This is a genomic window from Salicibibacter halophilus, from assembly GCF_006740705.1.
Taxonomy (GTDB): Bacteria; Bacillota; Bacilli; order Bacillales; family Marinococcaceae; genus Salicibibacter; species Salicibibacter halophilus.
Genome location: NZ_CP035485.1, coordinates 3,454,654 through 3,472,245, shown reverse-complemented (window position 1 = coordinate 3,472,245; position 17,592 = coordinate 3,454,654). Strand labels below are relative to the sequence as shown.

Sequence of the window (17,592 nt, the reverse complement as noted above, 5' to 3'; positions counted from 1 at the left end):
CGCATCCCCCATTTTCACGTGCGTTCATTCCTTCCAATATATGAGCCTTTCTGCGGCATCATTCTTGTGATCGTTTTTGTTTAAAACAGAAGCCTGAAAAGGTAAAATAAAAAAAGAAAAGTAGTTAACCAACAAACGAGGAATGATTTCTTTGAAAAATATTCAAACAGAGGTCGTCCAGCCATTACTGGATTTTTTTAATGGAAAACAGATTTATGTTCATTTTGAATTGACGAACGGAGCTTACGCTGCCTATCGCCACGGGAAGTTTCATGCTGCCGGCGGGTATGTGCGAAACGCGCGCCTAAACGTGCTCCACGGCAAGATAAAAGGAGAAGATCCGTATCGGGTCGGCTTAAAAACCGAAGATGGGTGGATATTTGCCGAAGGGCTCTCCATGTTTGAGCGTAAAGAAAATGAATCTTTGTATTTGTATGGTTTTGATGAGCAAGGCAAGCTCTCCGTTGCCCTGCAACTCAGTACCGTACCGTTTGAAGGGGGGATTTTAAATGAATAAAGAACGGCACATTTTATTGCTTTTTCCACACCCCGATGATGAAACATTTTCTGCCGCGGGAACGATCATGATGCATAAAAGAGAACACGGTACAAAAGTGACCGTTGCATCATTAACCTCCGGGGAAATGGGTAGAAACCTTGGCAACCCGCATGTTGCGAACCGGGAAACGCTGCCGCTCATCCGTAAAAAAGAATTGGAAAATGCCTGCGACATCATGGGGGTAGACGAGCTTCTTCACCTTGGCTACCGGGATAAAACATTGGAATTTGAAGACGTGCAAACGGTCGCCACACACTTGCAAGAAGTGATCCAAGATGTCGACCCCTCGCTCGTCATTACATTTTATCCGGGGTTGAGTATCCATCCCGACCATGACGCCACTGGCGCTGCCGTCATTGAAGCGATGAGAAAAATCCCGGAAAGCAAGCGACCGAAACTGCACACAAAAGCCATTACCGCCAATGCGGCGGATGAAATCGGAGAAGCTGACATTGTCTATGACATTGGCGATTTAATGGACCGGAAGTTACAAGCCATTGATGCTCACGAAAGCCAGATGCAAGAAGTATCGGCGATCACCAAACAGAAAATCGACGAAGGCGATGAGGATACAGAAGCATGGATTCGTTACGAAGAATTTTGGACGTATGAATGTTAAAATGCCGGCTCGTCATTTCGAACCGGCATTTTCCCTTACTTTATCAACGTTTTCATAATGCTTTCATACACTTCACTCCATACCTTATCATCCTCGCGAAACATCTGTGTAAGCGAGGATAGCGTTTCTTTCCATTTTTCCTTATAGTCCGGGGCATCTTTGGCCGGCAGTTTGGAAAAAAGATCATCCACCTTCGCCTGCACTTCCGGTGCCCGAGGCCCCCATTTCGCCACTTCATTTCCATTTTCATCAATAAAAATAAAGATCGGAATCGAGCGAGACTTCCCATTCGTCAAGTATTGATCCATAAGTTCCAAATTGCTGTCCCTTAACAACATCGACACATCCATATTCGTTTTCTCCGCGATATGAAGCAAAATCGGCACATTTACCATCGCGTCCCCACACCAATCTTCCGTGAGCACTATGACGCGGGAAGGACTGTCTGCCAGTGTGTTTAGCCTCTCATCGTCCGGGATGTTGAAATGTTCGTAGACATGTTGAAGATTTTCTTTGTGTTGCTGCATATTTTCAATATAAGCTTCTGGGCTCATTCCTTTGGTAAACCATTCGTTTAATGTCATTTTACCAGTCCTTTCCGGTTGTTTTCCATACGGATTGCCTTATGTCGTTCAAAATCCCATTTGGCCAAGAAGGATTTAGCGGAAACATAACCTGATTGAAAAAGAAATTCAAGCGCTTCATCACTCAGATCAAAATCAGTGGCATCGATGTCAGCCGTTGGTATTTGAATCGTGCGGTCACGTGTTTCTTCCTTTAGATATCGCAAATCATGGGCTTGGAGCATCGTCCGAAATATATTCGTGAAAAGATGAATCGGGGTAGGGATCACGGCATCCGATATAATTTCTTCTCTCACAAAATGAAAACCAAAGGTCGGAAACCGGGGGACCCCATTTGTATCAAAAATCCAAACCGGAAAGTTGCTAAGCAAACCGCCATCTAAAATATAGGATTTCGCTTGTTCTTGAGATTTCCATATCACCGGCCGAAAGAAAAAAGGGACGGCAGCACTCATTTTAACAGCAGTGGAAATTTTTACATCCTTAGGCGCTAAACCATAACGGTGCAAATGATCGGGCAAAATGAGCAGTTGGCCTTTTGAGATATCCGAGGCAACGATTTTTAATTTATCATCGGGAAGGTCTGCGAAGGTTTGAATCCCTTTTTCGAACAATAGCGAATCCACCATCGATGCCAAATGATCGTTCTTATACATACCGAGATGCATCGTTACCGCCAATAGGTTCCCAATCAGCGGAATACGATTCACCCACGTCCTTCCTTGCAGTTTTGTAGCATCTACCGCATGGAACCAATCCATTATTTCACGGCTTTTATAGCCTGCTGCCAAGAGAGCCGCGATCACAGCCCCTGCCGACGTCCCAGCCAACCTTTGCCATTCTACATTCGCCTCTTCCATGGCTTGCACAGCTCCAATAAAAGCAACACCCCTCACGCCTCCACCTTCAAAAACAGCATCCGCCTTCATGGTATGGCCACCTTCCTTGGGTTTTCATGCGCTTGCGATTTGCACAGGAATGTCCGAACCCAGTGTCACGCCCTCTAAACTGACATCTGTCGTTACAGCCAGCAATTCCACGCCGGTATCCGCGGCTAGTTGCAAAGCGGACGAAAATGTTGGATCGATGTGGACAGCCGGCCATACACTCGAAACATCCCCCCTTTGCACTACGAATAATACTGCTGTGTCATAGTGTCCTTCCTTTTGAATACTCGTCAATTTTTGCACATGTTTTGTTCCCCGGGCAGTTACGGCATCGGGAAAATAAGCGGTGCCGTTCTCCGCAAGTGTTACGCTTTTCACTTCCAGAAGCAAAGGCCGTGCTTTATTTTCCAGTAAAAAATCCCACCGCGCGCCCGCGAAGGCATATTCAGCCCTTACATAATGGTACGCTTTCAGCCGGTCTATTTGCCTGTCTTTCAAAGCTTTTGTGATTAAACGATTTGGCAATGTCGTGTCGAGCGACACGTATACACGCGCATCTTCGCTCTCGCAAAGCACCGCAGACCATTGGGTCTTCCGATTCGGGTTGTCAACGTAGCGCAACCATATTCCCCGTCCCGGGATGAGCAATTCAATTAACCGCCCCGGGTCTGGCAGATGAGCGGTCACTGTTTCACCATCTTCTTTTCTCGCCTGAATGATAAAACGATTCGGACGCTCTACAAATCTTGCCTTATAAAGACGGTCGCGATATGGCATGAACATGTCTGTCTCCCCCAAAGATTTGGTATATATATGCGGTCGGCTAACAGTGGTTTCCTTCCCCAGGTTAGAAGGTTGCCGCCACTGGTGTTCCCAACTAAAGACGATGAGATTTAAATCTTTAATCTCAGGATGGTGGCCACTTCGTAGATTCAACGAGCCGACTGATTTCGGCGAGCACCGGCATTTCTTCTTTTTCCCCTTCGGTTACTTGATTCCAGTCAATGCCTGTCGGTTTCGGATAAGGCGTGTTTGTTGAAAAGATTTCGTTTTCCGTTGCGATCCAGTCAGTGGTTAGGTCATATGCCTCGATCGGAATGTCGGCCTCAACAAGTTGGACGGAATGTATGGTGGTCACAACGGGGACTTTCGGGTTTCCTAGTTCTGTCAGTATCGCGTACTCCCGATCGGCATACCCCTCTCCTTTTCCTAGGCGGCGTCCATCTTTATGCACCGCAACGGAGCCGACCACGATAAGATCAATACGCGGAATATCGGAAAGCGAGAGCTCCTTTCCATATCGTTTCATATGCGTTAAGCTCGCGGCTTTTTTCTCTTCCCCTCGCGGTACCCATTCCGGTTTCACTTGGATAAAACCTGCCTTTAAGCGGGGTGTGGGAACCAAAAGCGTTTTGCCGTCGATAAGCACCTGCGCTCGTAATGGTAACTGCGGCGCGTCTGGATTAACCTTCACAGCTTCTGCATCACGGTACGCGGACAGTGTCGTGACATGAGCAGCCGCTTTCTCGGCACTTTTAAAGTTTGGAATGCGGTTTTGGAGCGGAAACGGAAACCGCCCTATTTTTTCTTCTTCCATTCGCTTCCACACGTAGTCCCGGATGTGACTTTTATTGGTCGTCACGTTGATCACTACCTCGTCCGTATTTATTTACCCGCGGGAAATAATAAAATATCCACGGGAAATGTCAAATTACCAACGGGAAATAACGAAATACCCGCGGGAAACCTAGTTGCAAAGGATATTGAAGATGAATTACGCCGTTAAATTTCATAAAAAAGCTTTGAAAGATATTCGTAAACTTGACAAAAAGGGTACACCTGACCATCAACTTCGGTTACGTGTAGGATCCTATAAAATCGTCTACTCCATCCATCAAGATAAATTAATTATAATTATTATTCGCGTGGGCTATATTTACAAGAAATGATAAAAAATTTCGAGCATTTATTCAAGGGGACGGGTATTTATCACCTCCGTCCCATGTAATGTAACTGCAGTGGCAATGTAGTCCAAATCAGCAAATTCATCCACTTTTTCTTTTATTTTGGTTCTTATTGCCTTACAGATTCATTGGATAATCACCTATTTATTCCATTGTTATATGTACGTTACAACTTTTATTATCTCTTGCATCATTCTCACACATAATTTTAATTTTATTCAATTGGGAAATCAATGTAATCGTTTGTAACTATGTAAATGATCGATTCTATGCAGGGTGATTGCATATTAATCGACACCTTTTGCAGAAATCCATCCTTTTTTCGAGATTTTACTCCCTCAAAATTGGGTAAAATAGAAGAAAGGAGTGATTCTCGTGAAGGCGGTTGGGATTAAGCAATTCGGAGGTCGCGAGCAATTGCAACTGCTTGAGATCGCCGAACCTGAGCTAGGGAAACGCGACGTCCTTATTGATATGTACGCAACCTCCGTCAATCCGATTGATTTTAAAATCAGGGAAGGAAAAAAACAAAGCCTGGACTTCCCCGTCATCCCGGGAAACGATATCGCCGGGATCGTGATTGGCAAAGGCTCGGAAGTTACTCAATTTTTGATCGGCGATCGTGTTTTTGCCACCCCGAAACAAATGCCGGGGGCAACTTACGCGGAGAAAGTTGCAATTGAAGAAACGTTCCTCACTCGCCTCCCTTTACAGGCGAATTTTCAAGAAGCTGCCGCCACCCCTTTAGCCGCACTCACAGCTTGGCAGAACCTGAAAGAACGCATACGTGTCAAAAAAGGTGATCACGTCCTTATCATTGGCGGCGGTGGAGGCGTCGGTACGTTTGCGATTCAAATGGCCAAACAGTTGGGAGCAACCGTGACCGCCATCGGCGGATCAGGCAGCCAATCACTCATGAAAAAACTCGGAGCCGACCAGGTGTTGAATTACAAGAAAAAATCGATTCTAAACCGTATCGAACCTGTTGATGCTGCCTTTGATTGTGCAGGCGGAGAGCAACAACGGTTATTTTTCGATGTCATAAAAAAAGATGGTTGTCTCGTTTCCATCGCCCGAAAGCCGGACCAAAAAGCCGCCGAAAAAGCGGAAATTACTGCAGTGTTTACATCCATCTCAACCTCTGGGCGGCTGATGAAAGAAATTCGGGAACTTATGGAGGAAAACGCGCTCCGCCCTATCATTACAAAAGTGTATCCCTTCACCGAAAAAGGAGTGAAAGATGCACACGAACAAATCGAAAGCGGCCATACGAAAGGGAAACTCGTCATTAACATTAAAGAGGATTCTTGATGCCCGGTGCAGCAAAGCGCACCGGGTTTATTTAATCGACGCATACATAATAAAAGTTAATCAAAGCCCCTTTTTGGGAATCAGAAGATAAGAACCACGTTGTTTATAAACGTGGGCCGCAAATGAAAACGCAAAAGGAGCATAAAAATGACGAGGAAACTTTTTAAAGACGGGATTGTTTTAACGCTTGATCCATCGATCGGAGATTTTAAGCGAGCGGACGTGCTGGTTGAGGGCTCAAAGATTACTGATATTCAACCCAATATAGAAGCCTCTGATTGTGAAGTAATCGATTGTTCACATCGAATCGTTATGCCCGGGTTGGTGGATGCGCACCGGCACACTTGGGAGTCCGTTGTACGTAACGTAGGGGCGGATTGGTCTCTTCCCACATACTTGGGCAGTATTTACTATGGAAACATTGGGTCGAAAAGAAGCCCTCAGCACGACTATATCGGCAACCTGTTAGGTGCACTGGAAGCGCTTGATGCCGGTGTGACAACACTGTTGGATTCATCAATGATTATTTCGCCGGAACATACGGATGAAATGATTCGCGGACTGCGGGAATCCGGTACAAGAGCTGTGTTCGCCCACGGTCCTCCCGGAGATGGGGAGTACTGGAATCAAGAAAGCGAACGTCCGCACCCCGATGACGCACGGCGAGTGAAGGAAAAACACTTTTCTTCAACAGATCAACTATTGACGATGGGATTAGCCATCCGGGGACCCGAATTCAGCTCATGGGATACAGCTGTGCGGGATATTCATTTTACTCGCGAATTAGACGCGGTATGCAGTATGCACCTTGGCTTTGGCACATGGGGAGGAAGTGAACGTTCCATCGAAAAATTAAACAGTGCCGGACTTCTTGGTCCTGATTTAAACGTTGCGCATGCAAATGCAGTAAGTCCCGAGGAAATGAAGATGTTGGCGGACAAAGGGGGCTCTGTTTCTGTCACACCAGAAATCGAAATGATGATGGGGCATGGCTATCCCGCTACCGGGTTGGCACTTGAAAATGGCGTACGGCCAAGCTTAGGCGTGGACGTAGTGACTTCTACAGGCGGAGATATGTTTACGCAAATGAAGTTCGCCCTTCAAGCAGAGCGTTCCAGAGTAAACGACCAGCTTTTAGCTAACAGGGAGATGCCCGGAAACTTAAACATTTCTGCCAGGGATGTGCTGGAATTTGCTACATTGGATGGTGCGAAGGCATTATTGCTGGATGATAAAATCGGAACATTAACACCGGGAAAGGAAGCGGATATTATTACGTTACGAACCGACGATTTGAACATGTTCCCGGTCAATGATCCGATTGGGGCCGTCGCTCAAAGTGCGCAAACGAAAAACGTCGATTCTGTGTTCATAGCTGGAAATGCAATCAAGCGTAATGGACAGCTAGTAAATGTTGATTTGGAACGTGTTCGTCAACAGGCTACCCAAGCAAGAGATTCGATCTTTCACGAGTACGGAAAGCCCGACAGTGTTTGGTTCGGATCATAGACGACCATGAACCCGGCATATCCATGTGCCGGGTTTTTATTCGATCATCATCATAATGACAACAATCATAAGCAAAAAGAGATACACTTTGGAAAACAGGGCATCGGGCAACTTCTGAGCCATCTTTCTGCCAAAGGGAACACCGATAAATCCTCCGAGCACAAACCCGAAAAGCGCCGGCAAGTAGATAAAACCAATGGTGGAAGCAGGCATGGTTGCCACCTGCATTCCCATCCCCATATACATGAATGTGCCCACGATGGCAATCGGTAAACCGAGAGGTGTCGCGAGGGCTACAGCATGAAGCATGCTGAGCCCGCGGTTTCTCAGATAGGGAATCGTCATCACACTGCCGCCGATTCCCAAAAGCGTGGAAATCGTGCCAATGCCTATGCCGGTAGCAATCCCATTTGAATGGGCAGGAAATTGAAAGTCTTCATGTGCTCCCCTTATAAAGGTTCTCTTTATTACACTCGAGAGAATCACATAGATTAAAAAGGCAATGAATGCATAGCGAAGGATTTCACTAGTGAAAAAATAAGCCAAAAAACCTCCAAATACAGCTCCGATGCATATGTAAAGAAATAAAAATTTAAATATATTCCATTTCACATTCCCGCTTTTCGCATGATGGAGGGTAGAATTAAAAGAATTGACGATCATCACTGCCAAAGACGTTCCAATCGCCGTGTGCATCACATATTCCCCCGGGATCGTTTCAGGCAAAAAAGCATAAAGAATCGGAACGACGATGATACCACCGCCGAATCCGAATAAACTGGAAAGAATTCCGATAAGAATACCGACAAGGGAAAACAAAACGATAGCAACCATTACGCCATTACCTCCGCACTAACCGCGTCACGCTCTCCACATGCGTCGTCTGCGGAAACATATCAACGGGTTGTACTTCTTTCACCTCATAGCCGCCTTCAGAGAGGATCCGGAGATCACGAGCTAATGTTGCCGGGTTGCAGGAGGCGTATACGATGCGCTCAGGCTGCATCTCGATCATCGTTTCCAGGAGCTTTTCGTCACATCCTTTGCGCGGGGGGTCCACGACGATAACATCTGCTTGGATGCCAAACGCTGCCCGCCACCAAGGGACGACTTCTTCAGCGTTTCCGACCGAAAATTCAACATTGGAGATATGGTTGAGTTTTGCGTTTTTACGCGCGTCACTGATCGCTTCACCGACCACTTCGACTCCATATACTTTCCTCGCTTCTTCAGCTAAAAATAACGAAATCGAACCGATGCCGCAATAAGCGTCGATGACCGTTTCATTTCCGCGTAAGTCCGCGAATTGGAGGACTTTCTCATATAAAACTTCCGTTTGCACAGGGTTTACTTGAAAAAAAGAGCGCGGCGATAACGCGAAACGCAGCTTGCCAACACGTTCCTCGATATATTTTTCTCCCAAAAGAATTTCCGTGCGCTCACCGTAAATTACATTGGTTTTTTTCGTATTAATGTTTTGCACAATCGAATGAATGCCGCTCACTTCCTGGCGAATAGCAGCGATGATGTTCTTTTTATGAGGCAACCCCTCGCCATTTGTAATGAGCATAACCATTGTCTCGCCGCTCAAGCGTCCGTTGCGGGCGACGATATGGCGAATGATCCCGCGCCCACTGCCTTCATCATATGGTTGAATGTCGTAACGCTTTAGGATGTTTTTCACGACTTGAATGGCCGCATCATTCTGATCGCCTTGAATCAAGCAATGATCCATATCTACAATGTGATGGGAGCGTTTCGCAAAAAAACCGGCGATGAGTTCGCCGTCCCGCTCCGCCACCGGGACTTGTGCTTTATTGCGATAGGCCCACGGCTTGTCCATCCCGATTGTTTCATGAACGCGAATGTCACCCCTGTTCATATACTTATGAAGCGCGTTCACGACTTGCTCGCGTTTCAACGCCAGCTGCGCGCCCTGGTTCATATGTTGCAGCTGACATCCACCGCACCAGTGATAAATCGGACACGGCGGATCGACACGTTGGTCGCTCGTCGTATGCCTCTCCATTAAACGTCCGAAACCAAAGTTTTTTCCCGTCTTAACGACTTTAACGTCAGCCTCTTCTCCCGGGAGCGCATCAGGGACGAACAAAGGATAACCGTCGACTTTCGCCACACCGGCTCCCTCATGGGTGAGATCCTGGAAAGTGACATCGAGCCGTTCATTTTTTTGTACAGGCAAATTCGTTCGTTTTTTAGACATTTTTCTCCCTCTAACGTGATTGCTTATGACTGTTTATTATATCGAAAAGCCGGTCAATCATAAAGAACCAGCCGCCACGAGCTTACTTCTTATTATAAACCGCGGCGATGTTTCGCGTCGCTTGCTGCAAATATTTTGCCCCATTTTGCATCGCGTCTTGCACGCTGACCGCCCCGGGCACAAGGCTAAAGACTGCATCGATGCCATGGCTATACACTTCTTCATAACCTTCTCCGAGCTGTCCGCAAATCGCGATCACAAACGCATCGTTTTCTTTTCCCGCTTTCGCCACGCCAACCGGTGTTTTTCCGTACACCGATTGGCCGTCGATCTTTCCTTCGCCGGTAATGATTAAATCCGCGTGACGGGCGTACACGCGAAAATTCGTCTCTTCCAGCACAAGATCAATGCCAGGTTTTAATTCGGCATTTACATAAGCAAGCAAGCCATAGCCAAGGCCTCCGGCCGCTCCTGCACCGGGAACCTCTTTTTTATCATGCCCGGTGGCTTTTACCGTTTGTTCGTGAAAATGCGCGAGCGCCTTGTCGAGTCGTTGCACCATTGCCGTGCCCGCCCCTTTTTGCGGTCCGAAAATAGCGCTGGCACCCTCTTCGCCCAACAAAGGATTGGTCACATCACAAGCAACGACTATTTCCGTTTTTTGCAAGCGATCGTCTAATCCCGATACTTCAACGGCCGCCAAGTTTTCAAGTCCCGTACCGCCTCGTGCAACAGCATTTCCTTTATCATCTAAAAGACGTGCACCGAGCGCTTCAATCATGCCCGCCCCGCCGTCATTTGTTGCACTGCCACCGATACCGAGAATAATTTTATGTACGCCTTGATCGAGGGCGGCACGTATCATTTCACCCGTTCCATAAGTCGAAGCCGCCCCGGCATCGCGATCCTGCTTCGCTACATGATCAAGTCCCGATGCCTGTGCCATTTCCATAATGGCTGTTTTTCCATCTGCCGATACGGCGTAAGTCGCTTCCACCAGTTGTCCATTTGGGCCTTCCACTTGAACGGCATGGTACACCCCTTCGAGGTTGGTCGTAAGGGCTTCCATCGTTCCTTCCCCGCCATCCCCCATCGGGACGACCTGATAGTCATGATTGGCGCCTGCTTGCCGGAACCCTGCCTGCATAGCCTCTGCCGCTTGGCGCGCGCTCATGCTTTCTTTAAACGAATCCGGTGCGATCAGTATAGTTGCCATGACAATCCCCCTTATAATATTACGACATTTTTCACCATAAAAAACTCCAAAAGATAAGCCCTAGCACAAGAACAATTGCCATGAGGATTACCGTGTGTCCCAAAATTTTTCGATAAGATGCTCCAGACTTGATAATATAAGCATGGGCGGCGATATTCAACGATGCTAACAATAGAAAAAATAACGAGAGAACAAAGACAACGGCAAGAATCGAAATGAAAATTTCCACCGTAAACAACCTTCCTCTTCGTAGTGGTTGTATTTTCATTATAATTTGAACATAGTATACGTACAAGACTAAGCCTGCTCTTGACGTAAATAAAAAAACAGCTTATCCTTGATTTAGATTAAGGTGACCGCTAGCAGGAGGGACAGGTATATGGAAATACATTGGATGGAAATATTGGGGGTAATTGCTGCAATCACCGTACTCGGCTGGTCCTCATATTCAATGGTGACGAATAAAAAGAAAGCATGAAGCACGATGGGCACATCCATCGTGTTTTTTGATTTCACCCCCCCCTTCCCACAACCGGATTGTGAACATATTCGCACATCTATCGTCCTCATCTTCTTTTCCTTGAAATAGTTACTGGCGATCTTTTACGATATTAGAAGATTGTCATGGACTTCTTTCATACATACTTCCCCAAGGGTTCTGAAAAAACACCGAAAACTCATTTTGGGAGGAATAAGAGTGAATGTTGTCAAATATACCGCTTTCCTTTCCGCAATCATTATTTTATCGGTAACGTTTACATCAACCATCAACGCCCATTCGTATGTTGAAAATGCCGGTCCTGCCGAGAATGAAACGGTGGAAGAGGCCACGGCAGATAAAACAACCGGCCAACCTGCTGATGACGGGGCGGAGAATAAAACGGCAGCCGAAACCATCGATGGGGCCGAGGGAGGCGGCGGCTGGATCACAACTGCTGTCCTCATGCTCATTATTATCGGCGCATTAGTGTTCTTTATTTCTCGAAGGAACAAGACTTAAAAATGATCATAATTGCAAATGCTGCTGTGTTTATCGCGTTTTCCATTTTCATTGGCATTCACATCCTGGAAATCATTCCAAAAGAAAAACGGCCGATGCTGCGCATACCGTCCTTCACGTTGCCGGCAACCTCTGTCGTGATGATCGTTTTTAGCTTTCTGCCAGTCGGCGTGATTACGGAACAGGCCGCTGTCGTTTCGTCGGATCCTTTCCCAACCGCCCTTATCGATGTATTGTTTGACTACACGATCGGCCAAGGCTTCATCGCTTTTCTTTTATTCCTTGCCATTACATTGGCGGGGCGCTTTGTATTGAAAGAAAAACGCCGCTGGCTACTGTTGATCCCCTCTATTGGCATGGTTTTTGGTTGGGCCTGGAGCTCCCATGCGGCAGCATTCTCCAACCAGGGATTTCTTTTTGATGCCCTTCATATAAGTGCGGCCGCGGCTTGGACAGGTGTTTTACTCGTTATCGGCTTTCTTTCCATCGGAGAAGACCGTTGGCTTTCCTTTTTTGATTGGTTTACCCCGTTTGCGATCACGATGGTGTCACTTTTATTCGTGAGCGGATTAGGCATGCTTTTTCTGCTCACACCGGAATATACGAACAGTTGGATGCTTTCTTACGGTCAATGGCAATTGCTCAAGCACCTGCTGTTTCTTCCGCTCGTTTTTTATGGCTTTGCCCACGGCTTCCTGATGAAAAAAAGACTCGAGAACCAAGAACAGCATACTCCGCGATTTTCCTTGCAAATGGAAAGTGCCGTGCTCGTTGTTGTTTTCATCGTTACGGCAATTATGGCCGATCAGGAACCGCCCCATGAGGTAGCAGAGACATTAGAGTATACAGAGACCTCAGGCATCGCAGCGCAAATGATCGATATTGATTTGGCAACCGGAGAAACCGTTACCTGGAGCGCGAGTGTTCCGGCAGTATTATTGGGCATTGCCGCGCTCTTCACCCTTTTTCTTTGCGTATACAGCATCGGAACCGGGCGCCCTTTTTGGCTTGCTCCGGTTTTTATTGCTTTATTTGTGGCCGCGGGCTACTTTGCAATAATGATCGGCGCGGATGTTGAAGCGGCTGCCGAAGTCATTAGACAACGCCTTAGTTGCACTTATGCAGGTCTTACCTACTAAAAATAGGCCAACCCTTCTCGGATAAAAGAGAGGGTTGGCTTCTTTTTACCGCGCGTCGATGCCTTCCTGAATCAATTTATTCACGACTTGCGGATTCGCTTTTCCTTTTGTTGCTTTCATCGTCTGGCCGACGAGGAAGCCGAACGCTTTGTCTTTGCCATTTTTAAAGTCGTCAATGGATTTCGGGTTTTCTTCCAAAATACCTTCGACAATGGATTTTAATTCACTTTCATCGGAAATTTGCACGAGCCCTTGATCTTTAACGATTTGCTCGGGACTGCCGCCTTCTTCAATCAGCGTCTTGAACACCTTTTTGGCAATCTTGCTGGAAATGGTCCCTTTTTCGATCAAATGGATCAACTCGGCAAGGCCTGCAGGTGTCATAGCCACATCTTCAAGCTCCAAATGATTGGCATTCAAATGGGCATTCACTTCGCCCATCATCCAGTTTGCGGCCTGTTTAGCATCCGCGCCAGCGGCCACCGTCTCTTCAAAAAAGTCCGCGCTTGCCTTCACTTGTGTCAGCACGCCGGCATCATAGGCAGGAATTTCCCATTCCGCTATATACCGTTCCTGTCTTTCATCGGGAAGTTCAGGGATTTCTTTTGCAATCCTTCCCTGCCATTCTGCATCGATATAAAGGTTAACGAGATCCGGTTCCGGGAAATAACGATAGTCATCGGATCCTTCTTTCACACGCATCAAAACGGTTTCTTTGCGCTCATCGTTCCAACGCCGGGTTTCCTGCAAAAGTTCATTACCTGCACGAAGTTCTTCTGCCTGACGTTTCTCTTCAAAAGCAAGCCCTTTTTGCACGTTGGCAAATGAGTTTAGATTTTTCAGTTCTGTCTTGGTTCCAAATTCTTCTTGTCCGCTCGGTCGCAAGGATATATTCGCATCACACCTGAGCGACCCTTCTTCCATTTTACAATCGGAGACTTCCGTATATTGGAGAATCGCCTTTAATTTTTCCAAATAGGCATACGCTTCTTCCGGCGTGCGAATATCCGGTTCGGAAACGATCTCGATAAGCGGCGTTCCCGCGCGGTTAAAATCGACGAGCGACGCATCCTCTTCATCATCATGGGTTAATTTTCCCGCGTCTTCCTCCATGTGAATCCGGGTAATGCCAATCGATTTTTTCTTTCCATCGACTTCAATCTCAATCGAACCATTCTCCCCGAGGGGTTGGTCGAATTGAGAGATTTGATAAGCTTTCGGGTTGTCCGGGTAGAAATAGTTTTTGCGGTCAAATTTTGTATGTTCCGCGATCGCACAACCGGTTGCCAGTGACGCTTTGATGCCAAAATCAACGGCACGTTGGTTAAGGACCGGCAAAACACCCGGGTGCCCGAGGCAAACCGGGCATGTTTGTGTATTCGGCGGCGCTCCAAACGACGTGGAACATCCGCAAAAAATTTTCGTATTCGTTTTTAACTCGGCGTGTACTTCCAAGCCGATAATCGTATCGAATGTCATAGCTCTGCCCCCTTATAATCCCGGTTTTTGTTTGTAATGTCCTGTTTCTTGTTCGTAAGCGTGACCGACACGATAAAGAATGCGCTCTTCAAATGGCTTGCCGATCAACTGCAACCCAACCGGAAGCCCATTTGAAAAGCCGCAAGGAATCGACAGGGCCGGGTTTCCCGACAAATTCACCGGGATGGTTAAGATATCATTAAGATACATCGTAAGCGGGTCTTCGTTTTGCTCACCGATTTTAAAGGCTGTCGTCGGGGCCGTCGGCCCGAGAATCACATCAAAGCTATGCAACACTTGGTTGTAATCCTCCCGAATCAACGTTCGCACCTTTTGCGCTTTTTTGTAGTACGCGTCATAATACCCCGAGCTAAGCGCAAACGTCCCCAGCATAATACGGCGTTTCACTTCATTGCCGAAACCTTCGCTCCTTGTCTTTTTATAGACATCCAATAAATCATCGCCGTCTTTTCGAACGCCGTAACGGATACCGTCAAAACGCGCGAGGTTGGCGGATGCTTCCGAAGAAGCGAGCAGGTAATAAGCAGCCACTGCGTACCTTGAATTAGGCAGCGAAACTTCCTCACATGTCGCTCCCATTCCTTCCAATGTGCGGATTGCTTCTTGAATCCGGTCTTTAACACCGGCGTCGACCCCTTCTCCAAGATACTCTTTCGGAACGGCGATTCTCAAGCCATTAATGTTGCCTTCAAGTGCTGACAGGTAATCGGGCACGGACACATCCACAGATGTAGAGTCGCGCTCGTCATGACCGGCAATTTCCTGAAGGACATAGGCATTATCTTCGACTGTACGGGTAATCGGACCGATTTGATCCAATGAAGAAGCGAACGCTACAAGCCCGTAACGCGAAACTCGTCCATATGTAGGCTTTAAGCCGACCACCCCGCAATAAGCCGCAGGCTCACGAATGGACCCTCCAGTGTCAGAGCCTAATGCAAACGGCACTTCTCCTGCGGCGACTGCGGCTGCAGACCCCCCGCTTGAGCCTCCGGGGACATAGTCTGTATTCCACGGATTTCTCGTTACATAATATCCGGAGTTTTCGTTGGAGGAGCCCATTGCAAACTCGTCCATGTTTAATTTTCCGACAGTCACGGTGTTTTGCTCGCGCAAGCGTTTCATAACCGTTGCATCATAGACCGGGTTAAAATTGTCAAGCAATTGGCTCGCGCACGTCGTTTTCATCCCTTCGGTCATAATATTGTCTTTAATGCCTGCAGGGATCCCGAATAGCGGCTGTTTCCCGCTTTGGTCCACTTGGTCATCAAGTGCTCGAGCCTGGGCCATCGCGCCTTCTTCATCCAAGGTGAGAAATGCCTGCACTGAATCATCAATGTCCCGGATTCTTTCGTAGGCACTTTCTGTCAGCTCTGAGACTTTTACTTCTTTATTTTTTATTTTCTTGTGCATCGATGTTATGGTTTCATCCATAAAAGACACGGCTTTCACTCCTTTAGTCCAGGACAGACGGCACTTCAAATTGGCCGTCTTTTGACGCTGGCGCATTTTTTAGCACATCTTCTCGGTTCATGGACGGGCGCGCTTCATCTTCACGCAGGACATTTCGCACATCCATGACGTGTGTCGTAGGCACGACATCTTCGGTGTCCAGTTCATTAAGGCGTTCTGCATATTGAATTACATCGTCCATTTGTTTGGCAAATGTTTCAAGCTCATCATCGCTAAACGTTAAGCGTGCAAGGTCCGCCACATGCTTCACTTGTTCTTTTGTGATCTCAGCCACAGCTGTTCACCTCTCAATAAATAGGTTGGGCAATACTATGATCATATCAAAACACGGAGACGTGAGCAAAAACTTCCTCTATGCCGGAAGTTCGGCACCCCTTTGCTTTTATTCATAAATGTGCACATCCAGGTCTTCTCCGCTCTCTCTCGTAATCAGTGCTTCTGTCTGATCATTAGTTGTTACAGTCATCGTTACATCAATGTCCGTTGGAAAATGTTCCTCCAGTTCGCTTGCTGCTTGCTGGATCACCGCGATTGTCTCCATTTTGGTGTTATACCGGATCGGCACCTCGATAGTGAGGCGCTCGAGTTCATTGCCCTGATAGTGGCCTCGGGCGGTAACACCTATATGGTCGCTAAAATAACTATTTAACGCTTCGGTGAACTGGTTAAAGCGCTCCGCGTCTTCAGGGGCATTATTAAGCGCTCCTTCGGATGGAAAAAAGTAATGCTCTTCATTCAACGTTTCCCAGCTGCCTAGATCGTTTCCCGCTTCAGCAGTCGCTGTCGCGATAAATTCCCCCGGTGTGGTCGAATTTCGCGGCGCTTCCCGGAATAGGCTAATGACGATTGGTACATCACTCAACATCCCTTCTTCACGCTCACCCGAACGCAACCGGTTGACGATTTCTTCCGCCATTTCCTCGCCCGCTTCCAATGCCTCGTCTTCTGAAATCTCTTCATCATACCATGGGCCGTAGTTGCCGTCTTCGTCTTGCTCGCGGAAATAATAGATACTGTTTAAAGACAGTGCAACCGCAACACCACCCAGTTGCAGTTCTCCATCGTCATTTTCGATGTGATAGTTTTGTTCGATAATATGAGATAGTACGCATGGATTATTGCTATGTTGCTCTTCAAAACTACCCCCATCTTCAAGTGGGGGATTTAACCCGAGGCCAGCATTTTCTTCTTCATCATCTTCATCCGGCTCCTCATATCGGGCCAGCCAAGCATTCATCTCCTCGCTTGCTATAAACTGTCCTTCTTGTATAAAATAATCTTCCGGCGAAAACGTTTCCGAGGATAGTTCACTTAGCCCTATTTCCAACCTTTCCAAATCCAACCGGTTATAAGCGGTGCCCGAGTAGCAGCCTTCCCCTGATGTATAACCTCTGACTTCTCCGGATTCATATTCCCCATTCGGAAAAACATTTCGGTAGTATTCCGACAAACTGGGAACCGGCGCCCCCACGTCTGCCGTTTCCTGTTGTTGTTCCCCTTCTTCGGTCTCTGCGGTTTCCTCGCCCGTACCCAAAAAATCTGCACAACCGGAAAGAACAAGAAGCAAAGCTAAACCTATCGCCAACATCCTTCTTTTCATCCAACTC

General features: G+C 47.2%; 19 protein-coding genes. 7 read left to right on the top strand and 12 right to left on the bottom strand.

Translation table 11 applies throughout. From position 1 onward, the window contains the following. Positions 1-142: 142 nt before the first annotated feature. Together EPH95_RS16995 and bshB2 are read left to right on the top strand one after the other, a co-directional pair. Complete coding sequence (locus tag EPH95_RS16995; RefSeq protein WP_142091168.1) at positions 143-517, top strand: DUF1806 family protein; 375 nt, start codon at positions 143-145, stop codon at positions 515-517. Continuing rightward, the gene (gene bshB2 / locus EPH95_RS16990) at positions 510-1,178 is read left to right on the top strand and encodes a bacillithiol biosynthesis deacetylase BshB2 (protein ID WP_142091167.1); all 669 of its coding nucleotides are present in this window, start codon (positions 510-512) and stop codon (positions 1,176-1,178) included. Before EPH95_RS16995 ends, bshB2 begins: the two co-directional genes overlap by 8 nt. A gap of 35 nt (positions 1,179-1,213) precedes the next feature. On the opposite strand, the gene EPH95_RS16985 is transcribed toward bshB2, so the two are convergent. The 4 genes from EPH95_RS16985 to EPH95_RS16970 all read right to left on the bottom strand — a co-directional run bounded on the left by EPH95_RS16985 (position 1,214) and on the right by EPH95_RS16970 (position 4,291). Continuing rightward, complete coding sequence (locus EPH95_RS16985; RefSeq protein WP_319592795.1) at positions 1,214-1,732, bottom strand: thioredoxin family protein; 519 nt, start codon at positions 1,730-1,732, stop codon at positions 1,214-1,216. 26 nt (positions 1,733-1,758) lie between these two features. Continuing rightward, positions 1,759-2,691 (bottom strand): patatin-like phospholipase family protein, encoded by a 933-nt coding sequence (locus EPH95_RS16980; protein WP_142091165.1) that lies wholly within the window; start codon positions 2,689-2,691, stop codon positions 1,759-1,761. Between the two features lie 24 nt (positions 2,692-2,715). Continuing rightward, positions 2,716-3,432, bottom strand: a complete 717-nt coding sequence (gene sfsA / locus EPH95_RS16975) for a DNA/RNA nuclease SfsA (protein ID WP_142091164.1) — start codon at positions 3,430-3,432, stop codon at positions 2,716-2,718. A 124-nt stretch (positions 3,433-3,556) separates the two neighbouring features. Continuing rightward, on the bottom strand, positions 3,557-4,291 hold the full coding sequence (locus tag EPH95_RS16970) for a 5-formyltetrahydrofolate cyclo-ligase (protein WP_142091163.1): 735 nt from the start codon (positions 4,289-4,291) through the stop codon (positions 3,557-3,559). 127 nt (positions 4,292-4,418) lie between these two features. Between EPH95_RS16970 and EPH95_RS16965 the strand changes: the two genes are divergently transcribed. The 3 genes from EPH95_RS16965 (at position 4,419) to EPH95_RS16955 (ending at position 7,433) form a co-directional block, all read left to right on the top strand. After that, positions 4,419-4,598 carry a type II toxin-antitoxin system RelE family toxin gene (locus EPH95_RS16965; RefSeq protein ID WP_142091162.1) on the top strand — a complete coding sequence of 60 codons (180 nt, stop codon included), beginning with the start codon at positions 4,419-4,421 and terminating at the stop codon, positions 4,596-4,598. 390 nt (positions 4,599-4,988) lie between these two features. Then, on the top strand, positions 4,989-5,924 hold the full coding sequence (locus tag EPH95_RS16960; RefSeq protein ID WP_142091161.1) for an NADP-dependent oxidoreductase: 936 nt from the start codon (positions 4,989-4,991) through the stop codon (positions 5,922-5,924). A 147-nt stretch (positions 5,925-6,071) separates the two neighbouring features. Continuing rightward, positions 6,072-7,433, top strand: coding sequence for an amidohydrolase family protein (locus EPH95_RS16955; protein WP_142091160.1), 1,362 nt, complete (start codon positions 6,072-6,074; stop codon positions 7,431-7,433). 36 nt (positions 7,434-7,469) lie between these two features. Here the strand turns inward: EPH95_RS16955 and EPH95_RS16950 are convergent, their stop codons facing one another. From EPH95_RS16950 to EPH95_RS19000, 4 genes are all read right to left on the bottom strand, one after another. Next, positions 7,470-8,267 carry a sulfite exporter TauE/SafE family protein gene (locus tag EPH95_RS16950; RefSeq protein ID WP_142091159.1) on the bottom strand — a complete coding sequence of 266 codons (798 nt, stop codon included), beginning with the start codon at positions 8,265-8,267 and terminating at the stop codon, positions 7,470-7,472. A gap of 7 nt (positions 8,268-8,274) precedes the next feature. Beyond that, positions 8,275-9,657 carry a 23S rRNA (uracil(1939)-C(5))-methyltransferase RlmD gene (gene rlmD / locus EPH95_RS16945; protein WP_142091158.1) on the bottom strand — a complete coding sequence of 461 codons (1,383 nt, stop codon included), beginning with the start codon at positions 9,655-9,657 and terminating at the stop codon, positions 8,275-8,277. Between the two features lie 82 nt (positions 9,658-9,739). After that, on the bottom strand, positions 9,740-10,873 hold the full coding sequence (locus EPH95_RS16940; RefSeq protein ID WP_142091157.1) for a glycerate kinase: 1,134 nt from the start codon (positions 10,871-10,873) through the stop codon (positions 9,740-9,742). A gap of 342 nt (positions 10,874-11,215) precedes the next feature. Next, entirely contained in the window at positions 11,216-11,389 is a 174-nt protein-coding gene (locus tag EPH95_RS19000; RefSeq protein ID WP_160141834.1) for a hypothetical protein, read from the bottom strand. A gap of 181 nt (positions 11,390-11,570) precedes the next feature. Here EPH95_RS19000 and EPH95_RS16935 point away from each other — a divergent pair, with 181 nt between their 5' ends. Then, positions 11,571-11,873 (top strand): hypothetical protein, encoded by a 303-nt coding sequence (locus tag EPH95_RS16935; RefSeq protein WP_142091156.1) that lies wholly within the window; start codon positions 11,571-11,573, stop codon positions 11,871-11,873. A gap of 2 nt (positions 11,874-11,875) precedes the next feature. Then, positions 11,876-13,012, top strand: a complete 1,137-nt coding sequence (locus EPH95_RS16930) for a copper resistance D family protein (protein WP_142091155.1) — start codon at positions 11,876-11,878, stop codon at positions 13,010-13,012. A gap of 45 nt (positions 13,013-13,057) precedes the next feature. Here the strand turns inward: EPH95_RS16930 and gatB are convergent, their stop codons facing one another. From gatB to EPH95_RS16910, 4 genes are all read right to left on the bottom strand, one after another. Continuing rightward, complete coding sequence (gene gatB, locus EPH95_RS16925) at positions 13,058-14,491, bottom strand: Asp-tRNA(Asn)/Glu-tRNA(Gln) amidotransferase subunit GatB (RefSeq protein ID WP_142091154.1); 1,434 nt, start codon at positions 14,489-14,491, stop codon at positions 13,058-13,060. A gap of 12 nt (positions 14,492-14,503) precedes the next feature. After that, on the bottom strand, positions 14,504-15,955 hold the full coding sequence (gene gatA, locus EPH95_RS16920; RefSeq protein ID WP_227003963.1) for an Asp-tRNA(Asn)/Glu-tRNA(Gln) amidotransferase subunit GatA: 1,452 nt from the start codon (positions 15,953-15,955) through the stop codon (positions 14,504-14,506). 13 nt (positions 15,956-15,968) lie between these two features. After that, positions 15,969-16,259 carry an Asp-tRNA(Asn)/Glu-tRNA(Gln) amidotransferase subunit GatC gene (gene gatC, locus EPH95_RS16915; RefSeq protein WP_142091153.1) on the bottom strand — a complete coding sequence of 97 codons (291 nt, stop codon included), beginning with the start codon at positions 16,257-16,259 and terminating at the stop codon, positions 15,969-15,971. Between the two features lie 108 nt (positions 16,260-16,367). Next, complete coding sequence (locus EPH95_RS16910) at positions 16,368-17,585, bottom strand: CamS family sex pheromone protein (RefSeq protein WP_142091152.1); 1,218 nt, start codon at positions 17,583-17,585, stop codon at positions 16,368-16,370. Positions 17,586-17,592: the final 7 nt, after the last annotated feature.